Origin of the sequence: Micromonospora sp. CPCC 205558 (assembly GCF_036902955.1) — a bacterium.
Lineage (GTDB): Bacteria > Actinomycetota > Actinomycetes > Mycobacteriales > Micromonosporaceae > Micromonospora.
The window spans coordinates 53473-77918 of the sequence record NZ_JBAKHR010000007.1 but is presented as its reverse complement, the minus strand read 5'-3'; the positions used below and the strand labels follow the sequence as shown (position 1 = coordinate 77918).

28 protein-coding genes are annotated in these 24446 nt (G+C 72.0%); 14 read left to right on the top strand and 14 right to left on the bottom strand.

The window, feature by feature from the left end:
* The first annotated feature begins 40 nt into the window (after positions 1–40).
* The 6 genes from V6U86_RS09820 (at position 41) to V6U86_RS09795 (ending at position 3764) form a co-directional block, all read left to right on the top strand.
* Positions 41–556 carry a DUF2087 domain-containing protein gene (locus V6U86_RS09820; protein ID WP_334501054.1) on the top strand — a complete coding sequence of 172 codons (516 nt, stop codon included), beginning with the start codon at positions 41–43 and terminating at the stop codon, positions 554–556.
* Positions 557–608: 52 nt separating this feature from the next.
* A complete protein-coding gene (locus tag V6U86_RS09815; RefSeq protein WP_334501052.1) occupies positions 609–1085 on the top strand; it encodes a MarR family winged helix-turn-helix transcriptional regulator in 477 nt (158 codons plus the stop codon).
* Positions 1086–1162: 77 nt separating this feature from the next.
* Complete coding sequence (locus V6U86_RS09810) at positions 1163–1576, top strand: DUF6069 family protein (protein WP_334501050.1); 414 nt, start codon at positions 1163–1165, stop codon at positions 1574–1576.
* A gap of 98 nt (positions 1577–1674) precedes the next feature.
* Positions 1675–2169 (top strand): GNAT family N-acetyltransferase, encoded by a 495-nt coding sequence (locus tag V6U86_RS09805; protein ID WP_334501048.1) that lies wholly within the window; start codon positions 1675–1677, stop codon positions 2167–2169.
* 99 nt (positions 2170–2268) lie between these two features.
* Entirely contained in the window at positions 2269–2694 is a 426-nt protein-coding gene (locus V6U86_RS09800) for an Hsp20/alpha crystallin family protein (RefSeq protein ID WP_334501046.1), read from the top strand.
* A 71-nt stretch (positions 2695–2765) separates the two neighbouring features.
* A complete protein-coding gene (locus tag V6U86_RS09795) occupies positions 2766–3764 on the top strand; it encodes a tyrosine-type recombinase/integrase (protein WP_334501044.1) in 999 nt (332 codons plus the stop codon).
* Positions 3765–3771: 7 nt separating this feature from the next.
* Here the strand turns inward: V6U86_RS09795 and V6U86_RS09790 are convergent, their stop codons facing one another.
* The 3 genes from V6U86_RS09790 to V6U86_RS09780 all read right to left on the bottom strand — a co-directional run bounded on the left by V6U86_RS09790 (position 3772) and on the right by V6U86_RS09780 (position 6411).
* On the bottom strand, positions 3772–4143 hold the full coding sequence (locus V6U86_RS09790) for a VOC family protein (protein ID WP_334501042.1): 372 nt from the start codon (positions 4141–4143) through the stop codon (positions 3772–3774).
* A gap of 67 nt (positions 4144–4210) precedes the next feature.
* Positions 4211–4627 (bottom strand): CAP domain-containing protein, encoded by a 417-nt coding sequence (locus V6U86_RS09785; RefSeq protein ID WP_334501040.1) that lies wholly within the window; start codon positions 4625–4627, stop codon positions 4211–4213.
* 80 nt (positions 4628–4707) lie between these two features.
* Positions 4708–6411 (bottom strand): acyl-CoA dehydrogenase family protein, encoded by a 1704-nt coding sequence (locus V6U86_RS09780; protein ID WP_334501038.1) that lies wholly within the window; start codon positions 6409–6411, stop codon positions 4708–4710.
* A 148-nt stretch (positions 6412–6559) separates the two neighbouring features.
* On the opposite strand from V6U86_RS09780, the gene V6U86_RS09775 reads away from it, so the two are divergent.
* Positions 6560–7018: an Rv0361 family membrane protein gene (locus tag V6U86_RS09775; RefSeq protein WP_442934911.1), complete on the top strand. Its 459-nt coding sequence runs from the start codon at positions 6560–6562 to the stop codon at positions 7016–7018.
* Complete coding sequence (locus V6U86_RS09770) at positions 7002–8198, top strand: low temperature requirement protein A (protein WP_334501036.1); 1197 nt, start codon at positions 7002–7004, stop codon at positions 8196–8198. The genes V6U86_RS09775 and V6U86_RS09770 overlap by 17 nt, the downstream gene beginning before the upstream one ends.
* Before the next feature lie 15 nt (positions 8199–8213).
* Here V6U86_RS09770 and V6U86_RS09765 read toward each other — a convergent pair whose 3' ends face one another.
* The 9 genes from V6U86_RS09765 to V6U86_RS09725 form a co-directional block, all read right to left on the bottom strand.
* Positions 8214–8930, bottom strand: coding sequence for a thymidine kinase (locus V6U86_RS09765; protein WP_442934910.1), 717 nt, complete (start codon positions 8928–8930; stop codon positions 8214–8216).
* A gap of 56 nt (positions 8931–8986) precedes the next feature.
* Entirely contained in the window at positions 8987–10378 is a 1392-nt protein-coding gene (locus tag V6U86_RS09760) for an MFS transporter (RefSeq protein ID WP_334501034.1), read from the bottom strand.
* 17 nt (positions 10379–10395) lie between these two features.
* A complete protein-coding gene (locus tag V6U86_RS09755; protein ID WP_334501033.1) occupies positions 10396–11163 on the bottom strand; it encodes a glycerophosphodiester phosphodiesterase in 768 nt (255 codons plus the stop codon).
* Between the two features lie 83 nt (positions 11164–11246).
* The gene (locus V6U86_RS09750) at positions 11247–12449 is read right to left on the bottom strand and encodes a serine hydrolase domain-containing protein (RefSeq protein ID WP_334501031.1); all 1203 of its coding nucleotides are present in this window, start codon (positions 12447–12449) and stop codon (positions 11247–11249) included.
* Between the two features lie 145 nt (positions 12450–12594).
* Positions 12595–13239, bottom strand: coding sequence for a response regulator transcription factor (locus V6U86_RS09745; protein WP_334501611.1), 645 nt, complete (start codon positions 13237–13239; stop codon positions 12595–12597).
* A gap of 2 nt (positions 13240–13241) precedes the next feature.
* A complete protein-coding gene (locus tag V6U86_RS09740) occupies positions 13242–14645 on the bottom strand; it encodes a sensor histidine kinase (protein ID WP_334501029.1) in 1404 nt (467 codons plus the stop codon).
* A gap of 36 nt (positions 14646–14681) precedes the next feature.
* Positions 14682–15482, bottom strand: coding sequence for an ABC transporter permease subunit (locus V6U86_RS09735; RefSeq protein ID WP_334501026.1), 801 nt, complete (start codon positions 15480–15482; stop codon positions 14682–14684).
* Positions 15479–16216: an ABC transporter ATP-binding protein gene (locus V6U86_RS09730; protein ID WP_334501024.1), complete on the bottom strand. Its 738-nt coding sequence runs from the start codon at positions 16214–16216 to the stop codon at positions 15479–15481. The genes V6U86_RS09735 and V6U86_RS09730 overlap by 4 nt, the downstream gene beginning before the upstream one ends.
* A gap of 152 nt (positions 16217–16368) precedes the next feature.
* Positions 16369–17142 (bottom strand): lysophospholipid acyltransferase family protein, encoded by a 774-nt coding sequence (locus V6U86_RS09725; protein WP_334501022.1) that lies wholly within the window; start codon positions 17140–17142, stop codon positions 16369–16371.
* A 152-nt stretch (positions 17143–17294) separates the two neighbouring features.
* Here V6U86_RS09725 and V6U86_RS09720 point away from each other — a divergent pair, with 152 nt between their 5' ends.
* The 5 genes from V6U86_RS09720 (at position 17295) to V6U86_RS09700 (ending at position 22643) form a co-directional block, all read left to right on the top strand.
* A complete protein-coding gene (locus V6U86_RS09720) occupies positions 17295–18707 on the top strand; it encodes a cytochrome ubiquinol oxidase subunit I (RefSeq protein ID WP_334501609.1) in 1413 nt (470 codons plus the stop codon).
* A gap of 15 nt (positions 18708–18722) precedes the next feature.
* Complete coding sequence (gene cydB / locus V6U86_RS09715) at positions 18723–19721, top strand: cytochrome d ubiquinol oxidase subunit II (protein WP_334501020.1); 999 nt, start codon at positions 18723–18725, stop codon at positions 19719–19721.
* A gap of 156 nt (positions 19722–19877) precedes the next feature.
* Positions 19878–21065 (top strand): GNAT family N-acetyltransferase, encoded by a 1188-nt coding sequence (locus V6U86_RS09710; protein ID WP_334501018.1) that lies wholly within the window; start codon positions 19878–19880, stop codon positions 21063–21065.
* Positions 21066–21129: 64 nt separating this feature from the next.
* Positions 21130–21714, top strand: coding sequence for an RNA polymerase sigma factor (locus tag V6U86_RS09705; RefSeq protein ID WP_334501016.1), 585 nt, complete (start codon positions 21130–21132; stop codon positions 21712–21714).
* Complete coding sequence (locus V6U86_RS09700) at positions 21711–22643, top strand: CU044_5270 family protein (RefSeq protein ID WP_334501014.1); 933 nt, start codon at positions 21711–21713, stop codon at positions 22641–22643. The genes V6U86_RS09705 and V6U86_RS09700 overlap by 4 nt, the downstream gene beginning before the upstream one ends.
* A 102-nt stretch (positions 22644–22745) precedes the next feature.
* Here V6U86_RS09700 and V6U86_RS09695 read toward each other — a convergent pair whose 3' ends face one another.
* The gene (locus tag V6U86_RS09695; RefSeq protein WP_334501012.1) at positions 22746–23198 is read right to left on the bottom strand and encodes a MarR family winged helix-turn-helix transcriptional regulator; all 453 of its coding nucleotides are present in this window, start codon (positions 23196–23198) and stop codon (positions 22746–22748) included.
* A gap of 96 nt (positions 23199–23294) precedes the next feature.
* Here V6U86_RS09695 and V6U86_RS09690 point away from each other — a divergent pair, with 96 nt between their 5' ends.
* Positions 23295–23747: a MarR family winged helix-turn-helix transcriptional regulator gene (locus V6U86_RS09690; protein WP_334501010.1), complete on the top strand. Its 453-nt coding sequence runs from the start codon at positions 23295–23297 to the stop codon at positions 23745–23747.
* An 8-nt stretch (positions 23748–23755) separates the two neighbouring features.
* Here the strand turns inward: V6U86_RS09690 and V6U86_RS09685 are convergent, their stop codons facing one another.
* Complete coding sequence (locus V6U86_RS09685) at positions 23756–24442, bottom strand: hypothetical protein (RefSeq protein ID WP_334501008.1); 687 nt, start codon at positions 24440–24442, stop codon at positions 23756–23758.
* Positions 24443–24446 lie beyond the last annotated feature (4 nt).

Genomic DNA, 24446 nt, shown 5'->3' with positions numbered 1-24446 from the left:
GCCTGGCGGCCCGCGTACCGCTGATGCGAGGGTGACCGGCGTGACTGCGCATACGCTGGCCGGCGCCCTGGCCGACGATGGACGACGACGGATCTTCGCGGCGATCGTGCTGGGTGCGACCAGCGCGACCGAGGTCGCCGAGCGAGCCGACCTGCCGGCGCGGGTGGTGCTCACCGGGGTCCGCCGGCTCACCGACGCGGGCCTGGTCACCGGCGCGGACGGTGCGCTCGCGGCCGACGAGGCGTCGCTGCGGGCCGCCGCGCGCGACAGCCGCCCCGACGACGACACCGAACCCGGCGTTGACCCGGTGTTGCGGACCTTCCTGCGCGGAGACGTCCTGGTGGGTCTGCCAGCGCAGCGAGGCCGGCGGCGGGTCCTGCTGGCGCACATCGCCGAGCGGTCGTTCGAGGCGGGCACCCGCTATCCGGAGCGGGCCGTCGACGACGCGCTCAAGCCGTGGTGCGCGGCGGGAGGGTCGGATCACGCGACGCTGCGCCGGTACCTGATCGACGAGCAGCTGCTCACCCGCGAGCACGGCATCTACCAGCGACTCTGATCGCCCGCCGCGCAAAACGTCTCGTCGCGGAGGATCTTGCTAGCCTCGGCGCATGACCTCCTGCACGCCCGCCGACGGCCCACCGGACCTGTTGTTCCTGCTCTCCTGGGCGAGCCACGCGCTGCAGACCGAGCACGCCGCGGGGCTGGCCGAGTTGGGCATCTCGCCGCGGGCGCACTACGTGCTGGCGCAGGCCCGCACCGGCGAGCTGACCCAGCGGGAGATCGGCGAGCGGTGCGGCGTGGACAAGACCACGATGGTCGTCACGCTCGACCAGTTGGAACGCGCCGGGCTGGCCGAGCGTCGCCCGGCGCCGACTGATCGGCGTGCCCGGCTGGTCGCGGTGACTCCGGCGGGGGAGCAGGTGCTGCGGCAAGCGCAACAGGTGGTCCGGCGCATCCAGGACGACCTGCTGGCAACCCTGCCCGAGCAGGACCGGGAGGCGTTCCTGCGGGCTCTCCTTGCGCTCGTTGGTGGACCGTTGGCCAACACCTCCCCGTACGCGCCGGGGGCCCGCTCCGGCTGTTAGTTCCGAGAAAGATAGTTCCGAACAAGACTATCTGTTACGGTCGTACTCGTTCGTTTCCCCTGAACGAGGAGCCCGTCATGAGTGCTGCCACCGTCGCGACCCCCACCCCCTCACCACTGCGCCGCCGCGCCCTCGGTGTCGTCGCCGCCGTCGTGGCCCCCCTGGCCGTCTGGGCGATCGGCGCGCTGGCCGGTGTCGACTACACGGTCGAGAGCCCGGGCCAGCCCGCCACGGTCATCGGGGCTGGCGCAATCGTCATGATCGCCCTGGGTGCCGCCCTGCTCGGCTGGGCGGCGCTGGCGCTGCTGGAGCGGTTCGCCAGCCGGGTCGCCCGACCGGTCTGGATCTCGCTGGCCATCGTCGTGACGGTGCTGTCCTTCGTCCCCGTGTTCAGCGTCGAGGCCACCGTCGGCGCGAAGCTCGCCCTCGGCGCGACGCATGTAGCAGTGGCGGCGGCGCTGATCGCCCTGTTGCCCCGCCCCCGCCGGTAAACACGACTGGCAGCTGCCGCAGATCGGCGCCCGCGGCACCGGACGCGCGAGGCCGGCAGCCCGGATAAAGCCGTTGACCGGGCGGTAATGATCAACAGGTGACCATTACCGCCCGGCCCACCTGGATGACCACCGATGTCCGGCCCGACCAGCCCGACGCCGTGCTGCTGCTGCGCGAGTACATGACCGAGATGGTCGTTCGCTACCACCGTCGCCCGGCCCTGCCCGGCGAGGTCGACGCGGCCCTGGCCGACTTGCCCAGCGACGACCTGGCCGCGCCGAGCGGGCTGCTTCTGCTCGCCCACCACGGCGACGACCTGGCCGGCTGCGCCGGGCTGCGCTGGCAGCCGGGCTGGGCCGAGCTGACCCGGGTGTTCGTCCGCCCCGAGCATCGCGGTGCCGGTGGGGGCGCCGCGCTGCTGGCCGCAGTCGAGGAGCGGGCCCGCGCGGCCGGGGCGGACCGGATCCGGCTCGACACCCGCAACGACCTGGTCGAGGCGCGCGCCCTGTACGCCCGGCACGGCTATGCGGAGATCCCGGCGTACGCGCAGCGCCTCTACGCCGATCACTGGTTTGAGAAGCGGCTGTCGTGAGCAGTTGACGTCCGCGTGCGGACGCGCTAAATAAGAAGAGGAAGTTGAGTCACCCCGGCTCAACTCATCACCTTCGGCCAGGAGAACCGAGGAGGCACCATGTTGATGCGTACCGACCCGTTCCGCGAGATCGACCGGCTCGCCGAGCAGTTCTTCGGTACGGCGGCCCGGCCCGCGATGATGCACCTGGACGCCTACCGCGACGGCGACCACTTCTACGCGGCGTTCGACCTGCCCGGCGTCGACCCGGACAGCATCGACTGCACAGTCGAACGCAACGTGCTCACCGTCCGCGCCGAGCGGAGCCGACCGGCCGGCGACGGCGTCGAACTGGTCGCCGCCGAACGCCCGATGGGCACCTTCACCCGGCAACTGTTCCTCGGCGACACACTGGACACCGACAAGCTGGAGGCGGGCTACGAGAACGGGGTGCTGACGCTGCGCATCCCGGTCGCCGAGCGCGCCAAGCCCCGGCGGGTGAGCATCCAGGCCAACGGCGCCGCCCGCCGAGAGATCAACGCCTGATCCGCCACGGCCTCGGGTGGGATCGGCGCGCCTGCACGCCGATCCCACCCGAGGCTGAGAGTCTTTTTCACATGGTGTTCTCCGACGCTCCGGTGCTCGCCCGTCCGCCCGCGCCACCGGCGCTGCCGAGCGGGCCGGTCGAGGTCACCGAGGCGTGGCTGCGCAACCGGCGGCTGTCCGAGCACACCCGCGACGCCTACCGACGCGACGTCACCGGCTGGCTCCGCTGGTGCGCCACCCACGACCTCGACCCGCTGCGGGCCACGTTCCTGCACGTCAACGAGTACGCCCGCACCCTGGAAAACAGCGTCGGCGCCCGCAGCGGCCGCCCACTGACCCCGGCGACCGTCGCGCGCCGGCTCTCGGCGCTGTCCAGTTGGTACGACTTTCTCGTCAAACTGGGCGCGGTGCCGGCCAACCCGGTCTCCGGCGCCGACCGCCCCCGCGTCGACCGGGACCACTCCGCCACCGTCGGGCTCACCCCCGAAGAGGTGGACGCCCTGCTCAGGGCCGCCGAGGTGGACACCGGTGCAACCGCCGTACGCAACCGGGCGGCGCTTGCGCTCCTCGCCGACCTGGGGCTGCGGGTCGGCGAGCTGATCTCGCTGGACCTGACCGACCTCGGCACCGAACGCGGCCACCGCAGCGTGCGCTTCGTCGGCAAGGGCCGCAAACAACGCCGCCGCGCGCTCACCCCCGGCACCGCGCACGCCCTGGACGCCTACCTGGCCCAGCGGGCCGCCACCACCGGCGTGCCGGTGCCGCAGTTGACCGGCCCGCTGCTGGTCACCGCCAGTGGTGCCCGACTGGACCGACACTCGGTGTTCCGGATGGTCCGTCGGCTCGCCCGCGCCGCCGGCCTCCCGGCCTGGGCGAAGCTGTCCCCGCACTCGCTGCGGCACGCCTTCGCCACCACCGCCCGCTCGGAGGGAGTGCCGTTGGAGGACGTGCAGGACGCCATGGGGCACGCCGACCCGCGCACCACCCGCCGCTACGACCGGGACCGGCACAACCTCGACCGTGACCCGGCCTACGCGGTGTGGGCGGCCCGGTCGCGTCGGCGCAGCTGACGCTGCGTCAGCCCTGTGGGCGCGGGCAGATGCAGAACGGCTGCCCGATCGGGTCGAGAAGCACCACCCACCGCTCACCGCCGGGCTGGAAGGCCGGCTTCGACGCGCCCGCGGCGACGAACTTCTCCTCCGCCGCCGCCAGGTCATCGACGTAGAGATCCAGGTGGTAGCGCTTATCGCCGGTCTCGTCCGGCCAGGCGGGCGGCCGGTAACCCTCGACCAGACCGAAGCCGATGGAGACGCCACCGGAGCTGATCATCGCGTACTCGGGTTGGCTGTGGGTGACCTCCCAGCCCAGCGCCTCGTGATAGAACGCGGCGTGGCCGGCGGGATCGGAACTGTCGAGGTTGACCATCGCGAGGTCGGCAGAAGTCGTCACGCCGGCAGTATGCCGCCGAGGTCCGACAACGACGGCGTCGCGACACTCACCGCGGCCCGGCCCGCCGTCACCCGTAGCCGAAGGTCTGCGTCCACAACGGGCCGTAGCCGAGGTGCACGCCGACGCCGATCTCGGAGAAATCCGGATGCAGCAGGTTGGCGCGATGCCCAGGGCTGTTGAGCCAGGCATGAATCACCTCGTGCGGCTGGCGCTGACCCCCGGCGATATTCTCCCCGGCGGGCTCGGCGTACCCGTGTGCCCACATCCGATCAAAGGGCGTGACGCCATCCGGGTCGTTGTGGGCGATGTAGCCGCGCCGCGCCATATCGAGGCTGTGGCTGCGCGCTGCCTGACGAAGCAGTTCGTTGGTCTTCAGTGGGGGCAGACGAGCCTTGGCTCTGGCCTGATTCGTCAACCGCACCACCGTGTCCTCAAGATGGGTCCGGTAGGTGTCAGGGCCAATGCTGGTTCGACTTCCCGGCATGTCTCGTCCTCTTCGGCATGTCGCTGCTCACCGATCCGCAGATACATGATCCACCAGGCGAGCTCGGCTGCGCCGACCGGTCAGCAGAGCAGATCCAGGTGGTGGTGAGCGTCCTCGGCGATCTCCTCGTGCCGCAGCCAGCGACGCGCCCACAGCCGGGCGGCCAACTCCGCCTGCTCGTCTCCCCAGGCGGCGTGCTCGACGAGCAACGCGGTGATCAGCGCGTACGCCAGGCGCAACGCCAGACCACGGGCGCCCGCGAGCACCGCCGACGCACCCGGGTCGACGGTGACCGCGGCGACGGTCTCCCTCAGCTGCGCGGTGGTGGTGGCCAGGGTGTCGGCCAGCGTCGGCGACAGCGGCCGAGCCAGGTCGACGGCGGCGGCGAGCCGGCTCAACAGCGGGGCCCCGGCGTCCTCCCGGGTCAGCGCGCGCAGCACGTCCAGGGCCAGCACGTTCGTGGTGCCCTCCCAGATCGGCAGCACCTGGGCGTCGCGCAGCAGCCGGGGCACCCCGGTGTCCTCCACGTAGCCGGCCCCACCGAAGCTCTCCACGTACTCGCTGGCGGAGCTGACGGCGAGCCGGCCGGTAGCCAGCTTCGCCAACGGCGCCACGATGCGCAGTTCCGCCGCGGCCTCCGGGTCGGCGCCGACCTCCACCCGCCCGAGCAAGGCGAACGCGTGCCCGGCGAGCGCGAAAGCGCCCGCCGCGTCGACAGCGAGGGTGCCCAGGGTGGCCCGGTGCAGGGGTGAGGAGACCAGCGGGCCGCCGGCGACGTGCCGCACCTCGGCGTACGCCCGGGCGTAGTCGAGACCCCGTCGCATCCCGCCGGCCGCCGCCGCCGCGTTGTGCACCCGGGTCACCACGACCAGCGTCATCGCCCGGACCAGACCGGGCACCGCCGGGTCACCCAACGGGAGGGCGTACGCGTCACGCAGGCCGATCTCGGCGGTGGGCAGCGCCCGGGTGCCGAGCTTGTCCTTGAGCCGGTGCACTGTGACACCCGGTGCGGGTGCGCCCGGCGTCGCGCCGTCGGCCAGCGGCGAGTCGACCGCGTACCGGGGAACGAGGAACGGGGCGAGCACCCGGCTGCCCCGCCCGGCGCCCTCCGGTCGGGCCAGCGCCACCGCCATCGCCGCGTCGGCGGCAGAGCAGAACCACTTCTCCCCGGTCAGCCGCCACGACCCGTCCGCCGCGGGTCGGCCGAGTGTGCTGGAGCGGCCCAGGTCGGAGCCGCCCTGCGACTCGGTCATCCACTGCCCGCTGGTGATCGCCGTGCCCGGGTCCGTGGAGATCAGCCGGGGGAGCCACGCGTCACGGGCCGTGGCGTCGACGTCGGGCATGCTGAGCAGCGCCGCCGCCCCGTCGGCCATCGCCACCGGGCAGGAGAACGTCGCCGACTCCGGCCCGTACAGGTGCAGCAGGGCGTGTTGCACGACCCGCGCGGCGGCACCCCAGGTGCCCCGGGCGTCCGGCAGGTAGGGCAGCGCGACCACGGCGTGACGGGCGGCGGCGGCGCGTTGCGCCTGCCAGCCGGCGGAGGTGTCGATGCGGTCGATCCGGGCACCCCACGGGTCGTAACGGACCAGCGTCGGCGGGTGCGCCTCCGCGTCGGCGTGCGCCGCGCGCAGCGGCCCGGTGACGTCGGCGGCCAGGTCCGCGAGCCGGCCCTTCGCGGCGGCGTGCCCGCCCGGGCCGAGGTGACGCTCCAGCCAGGAGCGCAGCAGGCCATCGCTGGCGTACGGGTCGACGGGGGGTGGTGCCGGCTGCACGAAGCGGCTCATCGATCGACTCCTGGCACGGCTCGGGGGGTGTGCGCCGACGGTAGACGATCCAGGTCCGGTCCGAACAGGGCAGTCCCCACCCACCACCGACGCCTTATTTCCGACTTGTCGCACTTCAGTGCAATCACGTTCTCTACGGTCGGTAGTCGTGGGTGCGGGCCAGTCGTGGAGCCGACCGGCCCGGCGTCACCGCCCGATGCGCACCGGGTTGGCGTTCGCCGGGATCGGTGTGGCGCTGTGCTGTGTGGGGGTGGCCGGGTTGGGGGCCTGGAACCTGCAGACCGTCCGGCAGGCCGCCGGCCCGATCCGGGAGACCGCTGACGGTTTCCTCAGCGAGGTGGCCCTCGGCGACAGCGACAGGGCGTACGAGCGGCTCTGCGAGGACGCGCGCAGCCGGTGGAGCGCGATCGGCTTCACCAGTTGGGTACGGACGCCCCCGATGGTCACCGACTACGAGATCACCGACGTGTCGGTCGCCACCCGCAGCGGACGACCGCAGGGAACGGTGACCGTGAAGGTGACCCGCGACGGCGGGCTCAGTGAGGAACGCCGCCTACCGGTGGTCCGTGAGGACGGGAACTGGCGGGTCTGTGGCGACCCCTTCTGAGCCGCCCGCCGTCCGCCCGAAGCGGCCCTGGTTGCTGCGCGAGCGTCGGGGGGTGGAGCCCACCACGTCGATGGAGCTCTTCTTCGACCTGGTCTTCATCTTCACCACCACCCAGTTGGCGCACTACCTGATCGCGCACCCGGACTGGCGCGGCGCCGCCCGCACCGCGCTCTTGCTGATGCTGGTCTGGTACGTGTGGATCTACACGGCCTGGGGGACGAACTGGCTGCGACCCGACCAGCCGCCGGTACGGGCGCTGCTGATCGCGCTGATGTTGGGCAGCCTGCTGCTCTCGGCGGCGATCCCCGAGGCGTTCGCCGGCGCCGGCCTGCTCTTCGCGCTGGTCTACGCGGCCGTGCAAGGGGGGCGCACCATCTTCTCGCTGTGGGCGGTGCAGGGCCAGCCGTGGTTGGTCGACGGGTTTCAGAAGACGTCCCCGTGGTTCGTCGCCACGTCGCTGCTCGTCGTGCTCGGCGCCGTGGCCGGCGGGGCCTTCCAGGAGGCGCTGTGGGCGGCGGCGATCGCGATCGAAGTGATCGGCCTGTCGACCGGGTTCCCGGTGCCCGGTCGGGGCCACAGCCCAGCCGAGCGGTGGATGGTGGAGGGCGGGCACCTTGCCGAGCGGTGCCAGGCGTTCATCCTCATCACCCTGGGTGAGTCGATCCTCGTCACCGGGAGCACCCTCGCGCAGAACCTGGACCTGAGGACGTCCGGCGCGTTCGTGCTGGCGTTCGCCGGCTCGGTGGCGCTGTGGTGGGTGTACTTCGCCCGGTCCGCCCCGCTGGCGGCGGAGATCATCGCGCGTGCCGGTGAGCGCACCGGCGCGTTGGGTCGGCTGGCGTTCAACTACCTGCACCCGGTGATGGTCGCCGGGATCATCGTCACCGCGGCGGGCGACGAGCATCTGCTGCGCGAACCCGGTGCCCCCGCCACCGCGGCGGCTGCGTTGTTCGCCCTGGGCGGCCCCGCGCTGTTCCTCGCCGGGCACGCCGCCTACCAGGCGGTGCTGTGGCGGACCCTGCCGACCAGTCGGATCTCCGCGGCGGTGGTGCTGCTGGCGCTGGTGCCGGTGTGTGTGCGGCTGGGGGTGACCGTCGCGGTGTGCGCCACGCTGGCGCTGGCGGTGATCATCGCCGTCACCATGACCGACCGGTTGTGGGTACCGCGGGCCGTGCGGTGAGCCGCGGCGGGCCGCTCAGTCGCGGGGGCCGAGGTCGCCGCTGCGGTAGTGCCGGCGGCAGAGCACCTGGTAGCGCACCTCGGCGGTGTCGACGGTGTCACCGATGACGACCTGGGCTCCTTCGCGGACCACCCGCCCGTCGACGACCCGGGCGTTGAGCAGCCCCTCGCGCCCGCACCAGCAGAGCACCTCGACCTGGATGCGGGCCACCTCGTCGGCCAACTCGAAAAGTCGCTGCGTGGCGGGGAACATCCGCGACTGGAAGTCGGTGGCCAGGCCGAACGCGAACACGTCGACGTCGTAGCTGTCGACCAACTCGGCCATCTGCTCCACGTGCTCGACGGTGTAGAAGCACGCCTCGTCGCAGATCAGGTAGTCCACGCGTACCCCGTCGGCCCACCGGCCGCGCACCAGGGCCCGCAGGTCCAGGTCATCGGTGACCTCGATGGCCTCGTGGGCCAGGCCGATACGGGTGGTGACCTGTGGTCCCAGCGACCGGTCGATGCGGGTGGTGACCAGCCCGCGCCGGCCCTGCCGGGCGTGGTTGTAGTTCATCTGCAACGCCATCGTGGACTTGCCGCAGTCCATCGGCCCCCAGAAGAACTTCAACGCCGCAGCGTGCACCGGACGCCCGTCGAGCCCGCGCGCGGCGGCGCAGCCGGCCGGAGCATGTGGCTGGCCGGGGAACGGGTGGGCCAGGCAGGTCGGTGCGGTGGCGGCGTCGTCGGTCACGGTCGGGCAGCCTAGCCCATTGACCGGCCCGGATCGGTCGGGCGCGGGACCCGTGCTCAGAGCACCCGGGGTGGTGTGTTGCCCGCGGCCACGATGGCACGGCGGATCGGCACGGCGGCGAGGAGCAGGAACCCGACCACGAAGAAGATCAGCAGTGAGACCAGGCCCACCCGGTACGAGGCGGTGAGTTGGAACACCAGGCCGAAGGCGAGCGGGCCGAGCCAACTGGTGCCTTTGTCGCTGATCTCGTAGAAGCCGTAGTACTCGCCTTCCTTTCCGGCCGGGATGAGCTGGCTGAACAGCGACCGGCTCAGCGCCTGGCTGCCGCCGAGGACCAGGCCGATGGCCGCGCCGAGGATCATGAACGGCACCGGTGCCTCGGCCGGCAACCGGAACGCGCCGATGATCACACCGGTCCAGAGCACCAGGCTGAGCAGCACGGTCTTCCAGGCGCCGATGCGCTTGGCCAACGCGCCGAGGCTCAACGCGCCGCCGAAGGCGAGGAACTGCACCAGCAGGATGGTGATGATCAGCGTGCTCTGCTCCAGGCGCAGTTCCTCGGTGCCGTACTGGCTGGCCAGGGTGATGACGGTCTGGATGCCGTCGTTGTAGACCAGGAACGCCAGCAGGAAGAACAGCGTCAACGGGTACGCCTTGACCTCGCGGATGGTTCGGCCGAGTTGGCGGAAACCGTCGGTGAGTACGTTGCCGCCACCGGCCAGCGCCGCCGCCGGGGGGCGCTCACGCAGCCAGCGCAGCGGGACCAGCGTGAACAGCGCCCACCAGACCCCCGCCGACACGATCGACCAGCGGGCCAGGTCCAGCGTGCGTTGCGGGTTGTCACCCTTGTCGAGCAGGGTGATCGCGACCAGGTTGAGCGCCAGCAGCAGGCCGCCGCCCAGGTAGCCCAGCGCCCAACCACGGCTGGAGATGCCGTCGCGTTCGTCCGGGCCGCCGAGCTGCGGCAGGAACGAGTTGTAGACCACGATCGCGGCGCCGAACGAGATGTTGGCGACCAGGAAGAGCGCCCCGCCGAGCAGGTAGCGGTCGCCGGTCACCAGGGCCATCGCGATGGTGGCACCGGCGCCGGTGAACGCAGCACCCCCGAGCAGCCGCTTCTTGTGCGCCGACCGGTCCGCGATCGCCCCGATCACCGGCAGCACGAACACGGTGAGGAACACCGACAGCGAGATCAGGTACGGGTAGTACGACCCGGCGGCGACCTTGATGCCCAGCGGGTACACGAAGCCGTCGCAGGAGTCCGCGCCCAACTCGCAGCCGGCCGCTACCTCGGCGACGGTGGTCAGGAACGGGCCGAGGAACACCGTGATGACGGTGGTCTGGAACGCGGAGTTGGCCCAGTCGTAGATGTACCAGCCGCGACGCTCGCGGCGGGTGCTCGCCGAGGGCGGGGTGTCGTTAGCCGTGGGGGTCACGGTCTCGGCCATCGGGGGTCCTTCGATGGTCAGGCGGCCCAGTGGCCGCGGCTGCGGTAGACGTCGCGCAGCACGCCGACGTGATCGGTCATGATGCCATCCACGCCACGATCCAGTAACTCGTGCATCTGGGCGGGTTCGTCGATCGTCCAGACGTGCACCTGCAGGCCGAGTCGGTGGCAGTAGTCGAGGAAGCGGCGGTCCACCACCGGCACCCGCCCGTAGCGTGGCGGCACCTGCGCGGCGACCACCGACGGCGGCAGCCGCAGCGGCCGTCCGTGCAGGGAGGCGAGCCGCAGCCGGGCGACCCCCCGCATGCCGAGGCTGGTGGCGATCCGCCCCTCGGTGAGCGCCCGCAGCCGGGTCAGCCGGGCGTCGCTGAACGAGGCGAGCAGCACCCGGTCGGCGGCACCGGCCCGGGTCACCGTCGCGACCGTGGGCTCGACGCCGCCGTCGGCCTTCACGTCGATGTTGAAGCGGACCTGCGGCCAGGCAGCCAACACCTCGTCGAGCCGAGGTACGACGGCGGCGCCGCCGACGCGTACCGAGGCGAGGTCGGACCAGCGCATCTCGGCGATGCGCCCCGCCTCACCGGTGACCCGGCGCAGCGTCGGGTCGTGGAAGATCACCGCGACGCCGTCCGCGGTGGCGTGCACGTCGGTCTCGACGTACCGGTAGCCCAGCCCGATGGCCCGGGCGAACGCCTCGGTGGTGTTCTCGTCGCCCTCGGCCGCGCCGCCGCGGTGGGCGAACGCCAGCGGCGCGGGCGCGTCGAGGTAGCCGAATCGGGTCAACACGCGACGCAGTATGCCCTCGGTTGGTGGCCGGCGGGTGGCCGGCTGGCGTCTGTCGCCCGCTCGCGCCGCCACCGCGATGCCCATCAGCCGCAGAGCAGATCGTCGAGCAGTGTCATCTGCCGCTCGATGACCGCCATCGCCGGGCCCGGGTCGGCCAGCTCGGTGGCCAGGTACAGGACCGTCGAGCGGTGCCCGTCGGGGCTGACCGCCGCGAGGGTGCTCATCCCGGGCATGGAGCCGACATGCGCCCAGGAGCCGCCGCACCGGTTGGGTATCCACATGATGCCCAGCCCGTAGCGGATGCCTGCTCGGATTCCCTGGAACTCGTCGGCCAGCACGGTCTGGTGCAGTTCGGCCACCTGCCCGGGACGCAGGAGCTGACCCTGGCCGACCGCCTGCCAGAAGCGGGTCAGGTCGGCGGGGGTGCTGACCAGGCCGCCAGCGGAGGCCGTCACGGTCGGATTGAACACGGTCGTGTCGACCATCGGCCCGCCGGGCACGAACTGCCGGTACCCGTTGGCGTGCGGCTGGGGCAGGGTCGGCCGGTCACCCGGGTAGAACGTGTGGGTCAGGCGCAGCGGCATCAGGATCCGCGAGTGCACCTCGGTGTGCCACCGGTGTCCGGTGAGGCGTTCGATGAGCATCCCGGCCAGCAGGTAGTTGGTGTTCGAGTAGCTCCAGCGGGTGCCGGCGTCGAACAGCGGCGAGTGCCGCATCGCGCTCGCCACCTGCTGCGCCTCGGTGTAGTGGTCGAAGCGGTGTGCCCGGAACTCGTCGGCCGAGTGCAGGGCGGCGAGGTCGCCGGTGGGGTCGTAGAGACCGCTGGTGTGCTGCAGGACCTGGCGAACGGTGACGTGCCGGCCGTCGTTGCCGTTGCCGTTGACAACACCGGGCAGCCAGCGGTCGATCGGATCGTCCAGCCGGACCCGCCCCTCGCCGACGAGTTGGAGCAACACCACCGACACGAATGTCTTCGTGGTACTGCCGATCCGGAAGTACCCGTCGAGCGGCATCGGCGCGCCGGTGTCCAGGTCGGCCACGCCGCTGCGTGTCGTGGTCACCCGGCTTCCGTCGCGAACCAGGCCCTGTGTCCCGGACACGCCCAGGCCGTGCAGCTCGTCGAGGCCGCGCTGAAGCACCGTGGCCGTGGACCTGCGATCCGGGGTCGACGGTGCGGCCGACCCGGCCGCCGCGCCGACCGTGGAGGCCAACACCGCCGCGACCGTCGCGCCGGCCACGACGCTGCGCCAGCGCACCGCCCTCCGTACTGCGAAAACTGCGCTCATCTCCAGGCTCCCCTCGGGACATCGACTGTGCCCAAACGGTACGAAGAGCCTCGATGTCCGCACCAACCGGAAAACCCCAGACCCGACGTGGGGGATAGCCCCCAACACCCGGGAGGACCTCGACGCCAGGGCGCGGAGTGCGGCCCTACGGGCTCAGGTAGCGCAGGACCGCGAGGACACGGCGGTTGTCGGCCTCGTCCGGGGGCAACCCCAGCTTGTCGAAGATGCTCGCGACGTGCTTCTCCACGGTTCCGCCGGTCACCACGAGCGCGTCGGCGACGCCGGCGTTCGAGCGCCCCTCCGCCATCAGCGCCAGCACGTGGCGCTCGCGAGGGGTCAGCGCGGCCACGCCGCCGTCGCGGCGGCTGACGCGCAGTAGTTGACCGACGACCTCCGGGTCGAGCGCTGTGCCGCCCGCGGCGACCCGCTGTAGCGCGTCGGCGAACTCAGCGACGTCGGCCACCCGTTCCTTGAGCAGGTAACCGGCGCCCGCCGCGTTGCCTGCCAGTAGCCGGGCCGTGTACCTGGTCTCGATGTACTGCGACAGCACCAGTACGCCCGTGCGGGGATGCTGGCGGCGGATCTCGAGTGCGGCGCGCAGCCCTTCGTCGGTGTACGTCGGTGGCATCCGGATGTCGGCCACCACGACGTCGGGCTGATGCTCGGTCACCGCGGCCAGCAGCGCGTCGCCGTCTCCCACGGCGGCGCACACCTGGTGGCCGTGGTCCTCGATCAGCCGGGCGAGCCCTGCTCGGAACAGGGCCGCGTCTTCGGCGATCACCACGCGCACACTCATGCGCGCAGCGGAAGCTCGACGGTGATCTTTGTTGGGCCACCGGGCGGACTGGCGATGGTGAGCGCGCCGTCGACCACGGCGACCCGTTGCGTCAGCCCGGACAGGCCGGTGCCCCGGGTCGGGTCGGCACCGCCCGTGCCGTCGTCGGCGACGCTGAGCCGCAGCACTCCCCGCGCTCCGGCCACCCCGATGGCGATGGTGTTCGCGAAGCTGTGCTTGGCGGCGTTGGCCAGCAGTTCGGCGGCGCAAAAGTACGCGATGGTCTCGATGGCGGGGGTGGGGCGTACCGGGATGGCGACCGTCAGCTCGACCGGGATGGCACTGTCGGCGGCCAGGGAGGCGAGGGCGTCGGCCAGCCCGTTGTCGAGCACCGGCGGATGGATCCCCCGGGTCAGACTGCGCAGCTCGCCGAGCGCGTCCTTGGCGCCGCGCAGCGCGGCGTCGACCAACTCGCGGGCAGCGGCGGCGTCCGCGACCTCGCCGCCTTCGCCGAGCTTCTTGCGGGCCATGCCGAGGTTCATGGCCAGCGTGGCCAGCCGGATCTGCGCGCCGTCGTGCAGGTTCCGTTCGAGCCGACGCAGCAGTGCGGCGGAGTTGTCCACCGCCAGCGCCCGACTCAGCTCCAGGTCGTGGACCCGCTGCGCCAGCCGCCCCGGCCCGAGCAGACCTCGGATCAGCCAGGCGTCGACGGATGTGACGGCCCTGGTCACCCACGGGGCGGCCACCAGCATCGCCGCTCCCGCCGCAGCGGCGGCGAACGTGCCGGGGAGGGTCGCGACGCGGAACGTGCCCTCGCCGAACAGTCCGAACGGTGTGAACACCGGCACCGGGCTCAGCCGGACCCCCGGCGGGTGGTTGCGGAACGCCCCCCACAGCAGCGGGTAACTCAGGTTGACCAGCCCGCCGATCCAGAAGAAGGCGGCGTACAGCTCGATCAGACTGGCCGGCAGCTTGGCCAGCAGGTACACGATGACCCGCCAGCCCGCCCCGTCGCGAGGGCCGGGCCAGGCCCGACCGGCGAAGCGGGAGCGCACCGGCGGCGGTGCCCCGACTCGTACCCCGAGCAGCCGGGCCGCAAGCCCGCGCTGCAGTGAGCCGAGCGTCCGGGCCCCCGCCGTCGATACCAGCACTGTCAGCAGTAGTCCCACGCTGACGGCGGCGACGACCGCGTCGGCCGGGGAGGGATTACCCCGCCCTCCGCTGCTGGCCAACCAGCTCAGGTCCAGCGCGACGACGAAGAGTGCTACCGGGTTGGCCACGACGAACGGCAGCCCGGCGAGGCAGAACACCAGCTCACGGCCGGCACGCTGGTGGAACGGGGCCACCAGCACCGCGCGGGCGCCCCGCCGCTGGTCGCCCGGCGGCGGGTCCGCGGTCGGCGTGCTCACCGGAAGAGCCATGCCGTCATCCTCCTCCCTGCCCACCGCGGTCTCTGCTTACGCGTCGCGCTTGGCCAGCAGCCAACCGCCGACGGCCAGGGCGACCGCGGCGTACAGGCACAGCACGCCGAGCCCAGCCCCCGCGGACAGGAAGTCCGGGCAGGACGCGGCGTCCGTGCCGCAGGTCACCGGCCGGGTCGTGCTCAGCGAGTTCTCCACGATCAGGATCGGCATGTACGACGCCATGCCGTGCGCGATGAAGCCGATGAACTGCGCGACGACGTACACGCCGGCCACCAGCACCCCGACCGCTGCCGCGCTGTGCCGGATGATCGCGCCCAGGCCCAGGCCGAGCAGCCCGATCAGGCAGAAGCCGGCCCCGGTCACCGCGACCGCCCTGAGCACGCCGGGTTGGTCGAGCGTGGGGGCCACGACGCCGTGGCGCAGTGCGGCCCCCACGGCGATGAACGCGACGAACGACGCGACCTCCCCGACGATCAGGGTCACGGCCCCGAACACCGCTGCCTTCGCCACCAGCACGAGGGGACGCCGTGGCACGGCGGCCAGCGTGGCCCGGATCGTTCCCGAGCTGTATTCGCTGGTCATGGTGAGCACGCCCAGTACGCCGGTGAGCAGCAGACCAGGCACCACGCCGGCAAGCGCGTTGTTGGTCACGTCCCCGGCGCCGTTGCGGGTGTTCAGGCCGACGGCGATCCCGATCCCGACGGTCCCGACGGCCGTGACGATCAGGGTCCACCAGGTCGAGCGCAGGCTCCGCAGCTTGATCCATTCCATTCGGGCCGCCTGCGCCAGTCCGTAGCGCCCGCTGGGCACTCGGGATTCTGCGGTCGTGGTCATGACGTCGGCTCCTTCGCCTGGTTCCCCTGGTACTCGACTGCCGCGCTGGTGAGCTGGAAGAACGCGTCCTCCAGGGATGCCGAACCGGCCGACAGTTCGGCGACCGTCGTGTCCGCGAGCAGCCGCCCGCGGCCGATCACCACCAGCCGCTCGGCGGTCAGGGCCATCTCGCTGATCAGGTGGCTGGACACGAAGACGGTGCGGCCCTGCGCGGCCAGCGACTTCAGCAGGTCGCGGATCCACCGGACCCCCTCGGGGTCCAGCCCGTTCACCGGCTCGTCCAGCAGGAGCACCGCCGGATCACCCAGCAGCGCCGCGGCGACCCCGAGGCGCTGTCCCATCCCGAGGGAGAACTTCCCGGCTCGCCGTCCGGCCGCGCTGGTCAGCCCGACCATGTCGAGCACCTCGTCGACCCTGGCGCGCGGGATCGCGTTGCTGGCGGCCAGCGCGGTCAGGTGGTCGCGGGCGCTGCGGCCCGGGTGGAACGCCCTGGCCTCCAGTAGCGCGCCGACCTCTCGCAGCGGCCAGCGCAACTCGCGGTAGCGGCGACCGCCGATCCGCACCTGGCCGGCGTCGCACCGGTCCAGCCCGAGGATCAGCCGCATCGTGGTGGACTTGCCCGACCCGTTCGGGCCCAGGAAGCCGGTGACGCTGCCGGGCCGTACGTCGAAGCTGAGCGCGTTGACCGCGACCATCGGTCCGTATCGCCTGGTGAGATTCCGGGCCTCGATCACCCGAGCTCCTTCCGTCGTCGATGGCTACGGAAGATCACGCTAGGCGCGCGGTTGTCCGGGCAGGAGCCGGCTGACAGCCGTTTTGCGCTGGGGGATTTCCCCCAGGCCGCCCAGCGGTGTCAGCGGTGCGAGCTACGCCAACGGCCGGCGGCTCAGCGGGGGTTGCGGCGGTGGACGCGGCTGGGGTCGCTCGGACGGCCGGGGTCGACGTGCCGGGGCAGGTCGGGCTCGTCCGGGCGCAGCGGGGCGAGGGTGTCGGTGAGCGCGTCGATGATCCGGTCGGTGGCGCGGCGGGCCGCGCCGGGGTGGGCGGCGGTCGTCTCGCCCAGATCGACGGGCGTGCCGAAGTGCACCCGGACCACCGGGCGGCGCCACAGTGAGCGGGCGATGCCGCGCAGCATGCCGCGGGGCGCCTGGTAGGGCAGCACCTCGTGCGAGCCCCACTGGGCGACCGGGACGACCGGGGCGCCGCAGGCCAGGGCGAGTCGGGCGGCACCGGTCTTGCCGCGTTCGGGCCACATGCCGGGGTCCAGGCCGATGCGCCCCTCGGGGTAGATGAGGATCACCGACCCCCTGGCGACGGCGCTGGCGGCGTCGTCGAGCGCCCGGTGCACGGCGCTGGTGCCCCGGTCGACCCGGATGTGCCCGGCGTGGCGCATGGCGGCGCCGAGCACCGGCACCCGGAACAGCCCGGCGGTCGCCATGATCCGGGGGCCGATACCGCGGGTCTGGCAGGCGGCGGCCATCACCAGGGGGTCGAACGGGCTGATGTGGTTGGCGGCCAGCACCAGCGGGCCGCGCCGGAACTGCTCCGGGACGTCGCCGGTGACCTCGAGGCGGGCGAGCAGGCCGACCAGCGCGCGGGCCAGCAGTTGGGCGGCGCGCCAGATCAGCGGCGGCTGCCAGGGGGAGTGTGCGGTGTCCATCAGCGCGCCATCGTCGCATGCGGCGGGGTGGTCGCGAGGGCGGGTCGGGTGATCAGGGTCATGTCCGGCGGGTGGGTGCGGACCGCCCCACTATCTACGACGCGCAGTAGTATTTACTACGTCTCGTAGTACGAATGGCTGGGGGTTCTCAGGTGGACGCGTTGGACGTTGCCCGCTGGCAGTTCGGTGTCACCACCGTCTACCACTTCCTCTTCGTTCCGCTGACCATCGGCCTGTCCGTGCTGGTGGCCATCCTGCAGACGATGTGGCACCGCACCGGCAACGAGCGCTACCTCAAGCTCACCAAGTTCTACGGCAAGCTGTTCCTGATCAACTTTGCCATGGGCGTGGTCACCGGCATCGTGCAGGAGTTCCAGTTCGGCATGAACTGGAGCGACTACTCCCGCTTCGTCGGCGACATCTTCGGCGCACCCCTGGCCATCGAGGCGCTGGTCGCGTTCTTCCTCGAATCCACCTTCATCGGCCTGTGGATCTTCGGCTGGGACCGGCTGCCCAAGCGGGCGCACCTGGCCAGCATCTGGGCCGCCGCGATCGGCACCAACCTGTCCGCGTACTTCATCCTCGCGGCGAACTCGTTCATGCAGAACCCGGTCGGCTACCGGATCAACCCCGACAGCGGACGCGCCGAGTTGACCGACTTCCCGGCCGTACTGACCAACAAGGTCGCCCTGATCACCTTCCCGCACACCCTGGCCGGCTCGTTCCTGGTCGCCGGGTCGCTGATCGTCGCGGTCGGCCTGTGGCACGTCATCCGCAACCGCGACTCGGCCGACACCGGCGCGTACCGCTTCGCCACCAAGTTCGGTTCCTGGGTGGTCCTGGTCGCCTCCGCCGCCGTGCTGTTCACCGGCGACATCCAGGGCAAGATCATGACCGACGTGCAGCCGATGAAGATGGCCGCCGCCGAAGGCCTTTACACCACCGAGAGCCCCGCCTCGTTCTCCGTGCTCACCATCGGCAGCCTGGACGGCAGCCGCGAGGTGTTCGCCCTGAAGATCCCGTACCTGCTGTCGTACCTGGGCACCGGCGACCCGCACGGCACCGTGCACGGCATCGACGACCTCCAGGCCCAGTACGCCACCCAGTACGGCGCGGGCAGCTACACCCCGATCATCCCGGTCACCTACTGGAGCTTCCGCTTCATGATCGCCTTCGGGATGGCGGCCGGCGCGATCGCCCTGCTGGTGCTCTGGAGCCAACGCAAGGGCCGTACCCCGAGCAGTAAGTGGCTGCTGCGCGCCGGGCTGGCCATGCCGGTGCTGCCGTTGCTGGCCAACTCCTTCGGCTGGATCTTCACCGAGATGGGTCGCCAGCCGTGGATCGTCTTCGGCGAGATGCTCACCCGCAACGGCGTCTCCCGCAGCGTCTCGCTGGCCGAGGTGCTCACCTCCTTCACCGCGTTCACGCTGATCTACGCCACGCTCGCCGTGATCGAGGTCAAGCTGCTGCTGCGCTACGCCAAGGCCGGCGTGCCGGATGTCAGCGAGCAACCCCCCACCGACGACACCGACGACGCCGAGCGCCCGCTCGCCTTCGCCTACTGATCACCGGAGCCTGCCGTGGACCTCACCACCATCTGGTTTCTCCTCATCGCCGTGCTCTTCACCGGGTACTTCATCCTGGAGGGCTTCGACTTCGGCGTCGGCATGCTGCTGCCCGTGCTCGGCCGCGACGACCGGGAACGCCGCGTCCTGATCAACACCATCGGCCCGGTCTGGGACGGTAACGAGGTCTGGCTGATCACCGCCGGTGGGGCCATGTTCGCCGCGTTCCCCGAGTGGTACGCCACCCTCTTCTCCGGCTTCTATCTGCCGCTGCTGCTGATCCTGTTGGCCCTGATCGCGCGGGGCGTCGCCTTCGAATACCGGCACAAGCGCCCCGAGGCGTCCTGGAAGCGCCGCTGGGACACGGCGATCGTTGTCGGTTCACTGCTGCCGGCGATCCTGTGGGGCGTCGCCTTCGCCAACATCCTGCGTGGCGTGCCACTGGACGCCGACCACGAGTACGTCGGCGGCCTGCTGGACCTGCTCAACCCGTACGCCCTGCTGGGCGGCGCGACCACCCTCGCGCTGTTCCTCACCCACGGCGCGGTGTTTCTCGCCCTGAAGACCACCGGCGACATCCGCGAGCGCGCCCGCGCGCTCGCGGTGCGCCTGGGGGTCGGCGCCGCCGTGCTCGCGGTCGGGTTCCTGACCTGGACGCTGAACATCCGCTCCAGCACGGCCGCCGTCGCGCTCGCCGTCGGCGCGGCCCTCGCCCTGCTCGGTGGTCTCGCCGCCGCCCGGGTACGCCGCGAGGGCTGGGCGTTCACCGGTACCGCCGTGGCGATCGGCCTGGCCGTGGCGACCCTGTTCGCCGCGTTGTTCCCGAACGTCATGCCCTCCACCCTGGACGCGGCCGGCACGCTGACGGCCACCAACGCCGCGTCCACCCCGTACACCTTGAAGATCATGACCTGGGTGGCGGTGATCTTCACTCCGGTGGTGCTCGCCTATCAGGGCTGGACGTACTGGGTGTTCCGCAAGCGCATCGGCGTGGCCAACATCCCGCAGCACTGACCGAACTCGACACCCCCGCCGATCTTGCAGTTTCGGTCGTCGTGATGCGTGGAATGCCCCGTATGCCGCGACCGAAACTGCAAGATCGCGTAGTGAATTGATCATGGCGGCGTTAAATCGGCTCTTGGTGCGGAGATGTCTCGCTACGGTGTGCCGATGCCCGCCACCGTGCACGTACGCGAACTCACCGCCGACGACCTCGACGCCGCCTGGGAGCTGGGCCGGTTCGCGTTCGGCTCCGACCCGCAGCGCCCGGCGCCCGCGCCCTCGCCGGTGCCCGGCCTGACCCGTTACGGCGCGTTCGACGACGCCGGTCGGCTCGTCGGCAAGGCCGTCGACCTGCACCACGATCAGTGGTGGTCCGGGCGGGCGGTGCCGGCCGCCGACGTGGCCGGAGTGGCGGTCGCACCCGAGGCCCGTGGTCGTGGCGTGGCTCGCGCCCTGCTCGGCGCGCTGCTGCGCGGCGCCCGCGAGCGTCAGGCGGCGATCAGCGCGCTCTATCCGACAGTCGCCGCCCCGTACCGGGCCTGCGGGTGGGAGACCGCCGGGGTGCTACGCACCGTCGACCTGACCACCGCATTGTTGCCCCGGCACCGGCCCGCGTCGCACCTCACCGTCCGGGCCGGTACGCGCGCCGACCTGCCGGCCGTCGACGCCCTGTACGAGCGGGTCACCCGACACCGCAACGGCATGCTGACCCGCCGGGGTGAACTGTTCGACGTCGCCGACCGCGGTCTGCCCGGCGACGCGGTCACCCTCGTCGAGGCCGACGGCGAGCTGGTCGGTTACGCCACCTGGCAGCGGGGCCGGGGCTACGGGGCAGACTCCGTGCTCACCGTCGATGAGGCGCTGGCCGTCACCGCCGAGGCCGCCCGGGAACTCGTCGGGGTGCTCGGCAGTTGGGCAAGCGTCGCGCCGACCCTGCGGCTGTGCCCCCTCGACGGGGATGCGGTCAGCGCCCAGCTTCCGTTGGAGTCGGCCCGCGAGCACGAGCGGGACCTGTGGATGCACCGGCCGGTGGACGTGGCGCGGGCGGTAAGCGCGCGGGGGTGGCCCGCCCACACCCGCGGCGTCGTCGACTTCGGCCTCACCGATCCGCTCGCCGACTGGAACTCCGGCACCTGGCGGTTGGCTGTCGCCGACGGCGCCGCCGAGCTGACCCGCGTCGGCGGCGAGGCGGAGCTGCGGTTGGACGTCCGCGGTTTCGCGTTGCTGTACGCCGGGGTGGCGCAGGCCCGGTCGGTCGCGCAGGCCGGCCTGCTGCACCACAGCCCGGGTGTCGATCCGGCCGCGCTCGACCTCCTGGCCTCCGGCGGGCCGGCGCAGTTGCTCGACTACTTCTGACCGGCGGCCGATGGTTTCCGCCTCCGAAGTGGGAACTCAGCGGCGGCAGCGGACAGATACAGGTGTGACAGCCGAGATGCGGGCCCGGATCCGGGCCGGAGACTCCGATGCGTTGGGTGAGCTCTTCGACGCGCACGCCGACGCGGTTCATCGACATGCGCTGTGGAGCGGAAGCGATCCGGCGCATGCCGAGGACGTGGTGTCGCTGACCTTCCTCGAGGCGTGGCGGATCCGCGAATCCCTGCGCCCGGGTGGGGACAGCCTGCTGCCGTGGCTGCTCGGGATCGCGACAAACGTCCTGCGCAACAGCCGGCGAGCAGCGCGACGGCACCGGGAGGCGTTGCGGCGGCTGCCGGTACGCGACACCGTCCCGGATTTCGCCGACTCGGTGGTCGACCGGATGCACGACGCCGACCAGGTGGCCGCCGCCATGGCGGGACTGCGGGCGTTGCGCCGCGCCGACCGGGAGGTGTTCCTGCTCTGCGTGTGGTCGCAACTGGACTACGCGGCGGCGGCCGAGGCGCTGGGCGTACCCGTCGGGACCGTGCGCTCTCGACTGTCGCGGGCCCGGACCCGGCTGCGAGCGCTGGCGCAGCAGGAGCTGGCCGGCACCCGGATGATCCCCGTCGAGCAGGGAGAGTACCGATGAGAGAGCCCACCGCCCCGCCCGTGCCGGCCCTGCCGGCGATGCGCCGACAGGCGCTGCGGCATCATCTGCTGACCGAGATCCGGCGGCCGTCGCGGCGGCAACGACGGATGCGGGTGCTCGCGCCCGTGGCGGGCGTGCTGACCGTCGCGGTCGCCGCCGGGGTGATCGCCCAGCCGTGGTCGCCCGACAGCGCGCCACTGATCGTCCCGGTCGAGCAGGGGGAACGCGTCGGGGCGTCACTGCTGCTGAACCGGATGGCCACGGTGGTCACCGACAGGCCGGGGCCACCGTCCGGCGTGGGCGGGTACGTCTACATCAGGAGCCGGGGCGCCTTCGCCGAGCTCGGTGACGGCCCGGCGCGGCTGCGACCGGTGCACGAGCGGGAGATCTGGATCCCCCGGAACGAGCGGGGTGACGGCCTGCTGCAGCAGCCGTTCTTCCACGCGCCGATCATCGGTGTGATCCCGCAGCGCGAGACGCTCACGGAGGTGACGCCGAACGCGACGCTGGTCGACCTGCCCGAGGATCCGGAGGCCCTGCTGGAGAAGCTGTACCGGGAACGCCAGCAGCGGGGCCGGGGCAACAGCCGCGACGGCGCGGCGTTCACCGCGATCGGCGACATCCTGCGCGAGTCGTTGGTGCCGCCGGCCACGAGCGCCGCGCTCTACCGGGCCGCGGCGAAGATCCCCGGGGTCGAGGTGGTGCGCGGGGTCGCCGACGCGGCCGGGCGGCGGGGGATAGCCGTCGCGCACACCGAGCAGAGCCGCCGCGACGAGTGGATCTTCGATGAGCAGAGCTTCGACTACCTCGGTGAGCGCAGCTATCTCGTGGCGGACACCGTCGACGGGCCGGCCGGGACGGTGCTGGGCACGACCGCGGTGCTGCAACGGGCCGTGGTGTCGGAGCTCGGGCAGCGCCCGGCGCGGTAGGTGGTCCAGGCGGCCGGCCCCAGGCTCCGCGTCCTGGGCGCCGGTCGCCCGGTGGCGGCGTCCGGCCAGGCCGGGATCACCACCACCACGGCCTTGGCGCGGTCAGGCCGGGATCGCCGCCAACTCGGCGTTCGCGCGTTGGGTGACGAGGGTGAGCACCCGTGCTGCCGTGCCGGCCTCGTCGGCGGGGATGTCCGCGTACAGCCGGGCGGAAAGATCCGCGACGGCGGCGGCGATGCCGCGCTGCGTGGTGTGACCGGTGTCGGTGAGCGTCATCCGCGGCCCGTCGCCGGCCGGGGAGCTGTCGACCTGCGCGAGGCCGGCGTCGACGAGTTGGGCGATCACCTGGTGCACGACCGACTCGTCGACCTTGAGTGTGCTGGTGATCCGTTGGGTGAGGTGGGCGCGGTCGACCGGGCCGGTGGCGAGGACGTTGAGGGCGAGCACCTGGTTGAACTCGACGCCGAGGGCAGCGACGGCCTGTTCGAGCAGGGCCCGGGTGGCGTAGTGGGCCTGACCGATGACCTGGCCGTTGAGGGTGGGGACGGTGGACATGACGCCTCCTTCAGTACGTTGGCCGAGCCAACGTTGGTAGCGCCAACGTAACACTCGATCGTGGGTCGCGCCAACGATTCCTGGTAGGCTGCGCCCATGGATCACGCGGCCCCGCAGTCACCCGCCGGGCTCAGCACCAGCCCGAGCTGGCTGCTCAACCAGACCGCCAGCCACGCCGCCCGCCTGCTCAGCGAGGGCTTCGCCGCGCACGACCTGCGCGGCTACCACTACCGGCTGCTCGCCACCCTGGCCGAGGACGGGCCGGCGAGCCAGGCCGACCTCGGCCGGCGCTGCGGCATCGACCGCAGCGACGTGGTGGCCGCCATCAACGACCTGGCCGGCCGAGGGCTCGTGGTGCGTGCCCCCGACCCGGCCGATCGCCGCCGCAACGTCATCAGCATCACCGACGCCGGCACCGACGAGGCACGCCGGATGGGCGCGACCGTCGAGCGCGTGCAAGCCGAGCTGCTCGCCCCGCTGTCCGGCAGCGAGCGCGAGCAGCTGACGCGACTGCTCACCCGACTACTGCACCACCACAGCCGGCACTGACCCCCGCCTCAGCGGGCCTCGCGCAGCTCCGCCAGCCGGGCCTCGATCTCGGCCAGCTCGGCGCGCAGCTTCTCGGCCTGCTGCTCCGCCTCGGCCCGCTCGGTGCCGAGGATCTGCTCCACCGCCTCCTGCACCCCCGGCACGTCGACCAGGGCCACCATCTTCAACGCCTCGGCCGGCTTCACCACGTACGGCTTCGCGAGGGCCTTACTGCCCTGCTGCGCGGCGACGGTCCACTCACCGTCGGCGTACGCCAGGGTCACGGTGAGACCCGCGGGGCCCTTGGGCTTGACGGCCTTGACCGCCCGCCGCGCCGGCGGCTTCTCCGTCTGCTCCACCTTCGGCTCCTCCTGTCGCTGCGCGGGCACCCGCGGTGTGTCCAACACGAACTCCGGCGCGGCCACCGCGGGCGGCACCTCCGGCTCGGGCTCCGGCTTCGACTCCACCACCCGACGACCGGCGCCCTTGGGCGCCACGGCCAGGTCGGCGGGGGAGAACGGCAACTCGTCGCGACCGAAACGCACCACCACGAACTCGTCGGACACCTCCGGGTCGGTCAGCTCGACCACCTGACCGATCTGACCGGCGATCTGCCCCGCCGCCGCGGTGAACACCACCCGCGGTTTACGCCCGGCCGCCAACGCCTCCCGGATGCTCTGCACCTCGCTAGTGGACAAACCCTGGCCGGCATCCATCACA